The organism is Streptomyces sp. McG3 (assembly GCF_018619185.1).
In the GTDB taxonomy this organism is placed as follows: Bacteria; Actinomycetota; Actinomycetes; order Streptomycetales; family Streptomycetaceae; genus Streptomyces.
Genome location: NZ_JAAXYC010000517.1, coordinates 1 through 2,994 on the forward strand (window position 1 = coordinate 1; position 2,994 = coordinate 2,994).

The 2,994-nt window shown below is 77.0% G+C and carries 1 protein-coding gene; it reads right to left on the reverse strand.

Annotation, left to right across the window (positions count from 1 at the left end; translation table 11 throughout):
* Positions 1-72: 72 nt before the first annotated feature.
* Positions 73-2,994, reverse strand: a 2,922-nt coding sequence (locus HET64_RS37920) for an SDR family NAD(P)-dependent oxidoreductase (RefSeq protein WP_215111767.1), incomplete at its 5' end; no start/stop codon positions are given.

Consider the following 2,994-nt stretch of genomic DNA (forward strand, 5'->3'; position numbering starts at 1 on the left):
GGCGGAGAGTGACCGCGGGCGGCGTCGCTGGGCCGGGGGCCCGGGCGGGGCCAGTGGGTCCGGGCGGCGTTCTCACTCCAGCTCCAGCTCCTTGTCGATCAGCGCGAACATCTCGTCGTCGGTGGCGGCGGCGAGATCGCTCTGTCCCGCGGAGCCCAGCAGGTCCTCGACGCCGCCGACCTCCGTGAGCAGCCGGCTCAGCTCCTCGGCCACGGCGGCCCGCTCCTCGGCGGCGATGCCGGCGACGGCCGTACGCAGCCGGCCGATGTCGGCGAGGACGGCCGCGGCGGCCACGGCGGTGTCCTGCTCCGGCACCAGCTCGGTGTGCAGCCGGTCGGCGAGCTGCGCGGGGGTGGGGTGCCGGAAGATGACGGTGCTCGGCAGCCGCAGACCGGTGGCGGCGTTGATCCGGTTCCGCAGCTCCACCGCCGTGAGGGAGTCGAATCCGACCTCGCGGAACGGCCGTTCGTCCTCCACCTCGTGGGCCCCGGAGAGCCGCAGCACGGTCGCCGTCTGAGTGCGGACGAGCTCCAGCAGGGTGTGGCGGCGCTCCTCGGGCGCGGCGTCCACGAGGCGCCGTGCGAGGGGCGTTTCCTCGCTCTCTCCGCCCGGGGCGGGTGCGGTGGCGCGACGGCGTCCGGTGCCGGCCAGGGTGCGCAGCACGGCAGGCAGGGCGGAGGGGCTCTGCTCCCGCAGGACGGCGTGGTCGAGGCGGGTCGCGACCACACCGGGCTCGTCCACGGCGAGGGCCGCGTCGAACAGGGCCAGTCCGTCGGCGGACGCGAGGGGGGCCGTGCCGGTGCGGGCGAGCCGGCCGATGTCCTGCCCGTCCAGGTGCCCGGTCATGCCGCTGGACTGCTCCCACAGCCCCCAGGCGACCGACACCGCCGCACGCCCCTGCCGCCTGCGGCGGGTGGCGAGGGCGTCCAGGGCCGCGTTGGCGGCGGCGTAGTTGGCCTGCCCCGCCGTGCCGAGCACCCCGGCGACGGAGGAGAAGAGGACGAACGCGTCGAGGTCGATGCCGGCGGTCAGCTCGTCGAGCAGTTCGGCGGACCGGACCTTGGCCCGCAGGACCCGTTCCACCCGCGCGGGCGTCATGGTCTCCACGGTGGCGTCGTCCAGCAGGCCCGCGGTGTGCACGACCGCGCCGAGCGGCCGGTCGGCGGGGATGCCGGCGAGCAGGGCGGCGAGCGCGTCGCGGTCGGCGGCGTCGCAAGCGACGACGGCGGCGTGGGCGCCGAGTTCGCGCAGCTCGTCGACGAGGGCGCCGGCTCCTTCGGCGTCGGGTCCGCGCCTGCTGGTGAGGAGCAGGTGGCGCACTCCGTGCCGGGTGACGAGGTGCCGGGCGAGGAGCCTGCCCAGGGTGCCGGTGCCGCCGGTGACCAGGACGGTCCGGTCGGCGTCCCAGGTGTGCGGGAGGGTGAGCACGATCTTGCCGAGGTGGGTGGCGGCGCGGAGGGTGTCGAACGCCTCGGGGGCGTGCCGGATGTCCCGGCCGCTGATGAGCGGCGGCGTCAGGTCGCCGTCGGCGAGGGGGGCGGCCAGCCGGTCGAGGCCGTCGCGGATCCGGTCGGGTGCTTCGGCGAGCAGGTCGAAGTAGAGGTAGTCGACGCCCGGGTGGTCGGCGGCGACGGTGCCGGGGTCGCGGATGTCGGTCTTGCCCATCTCGACGAACCGGCCGCCGCGCGGCAGGAGGTCGAGGGAGGCGTCGGTGAACTCGCCACTGAGGGTGTTCATGACGACGTCCAGGCCGGCGCCGCCGGTGGCGTTGAGGAACCGTTCGCGGAAGCCGAGGTCGCGGCTGGAGGCGATGTGGTCGTCGTCGAGGCCGAGTTCCCGCAGGAGGGCGTGTTTGCCCGGGCTCGCGGTGGCGAAGACCTCGGCGCCGGCGCGGCGGGCCAGCTGGAGGGCGGCGAGTCCGAGTCCACCGGTGGCGGTGTGGATCAGCACGCGGTCGCCCGGCCCGAGGCCCGCGCCCTCGACGAGGCCGAGTTCGGCGGTGAGGAAGGCGACGGGGACGGACGCGGCCCGGCGCAGGGTCCAGCCGTCGGGGACGCGTACGAGGGTGCGGGCGTCGGCCACGGCGAGGGGCGCCATGGCCTCGGGAAGCAGGCCCATGACCCGGTCGCCGACGGCGAGGCGGGTGACGCCGGGGCCGGTCTCCGCCACCACCCCGGCGCCTTCCACTCCGACGCCCTCCAGTCCGGGCACCATGCCGAGGGAGACGACGACGTCCCGGAAGTTGAGGCCGGCCGCGGCCATCCTCACCCGTACCTCGCCGGGTGCCAGGGCGCGGGCGGCGGCGGGCGAGGGAAGCAGGGCGAGGGCGCCCGGTTCGGTGACGTCCAGCCGCCAGGGCCCTTCGGCGGGCGGGGCGAGGACGCCGTCGGCGCCGACGCGGGCGAGCCGCGGCACGGTGGGGCCGCCGGCGCCCGCCCGGATCTCCGGTTCGTCGCCGGCCGCGGCGGCGGCGGCGTCCGCGTCGGACGCGTCGGCGGGCAGGTGGACGAGGACGAAGCGGCCGGGGTGCTCGGTCCTGGCGGAGCGGATGAAACCCGCTGCGGCGGCCTCGGCCGGGGTGTCGCCGCGGACGGCGAGGACGAGCCGGGAGCGGGCGCACCGTTCGTCGGCGAGCCACCGCTGGACGGTTCGCAGCGCGTGGTTGACGGCGTCGGCCACGTCGGGCCCGGCCTGGACCCGGGCGACGACGGTCGGCGGGACGGGGTCGGGCAGTTCGTCGCCGTAGGCGCACCACTCGCCCGGCGGGGTGGCGGCGGTGCCGGGGGCGGGCGTCCAGGTGACGCGGTACAGCCCCTCCGGGAGTGCGTCGGCGGGGCCGGTGGCGGCGGGCGCCTCGCGGAGCACCAGGGCCTCTACCTCGGCGAGCGGCTGACCGCCCGCGTCGGCGACGGTGACCGCGACGGTGTCGGACCCGGGCTCGGCCGGGACGATACGGACACGGGCCGCGGTCGTGCCGGTGGCGTGCAGTTCGAC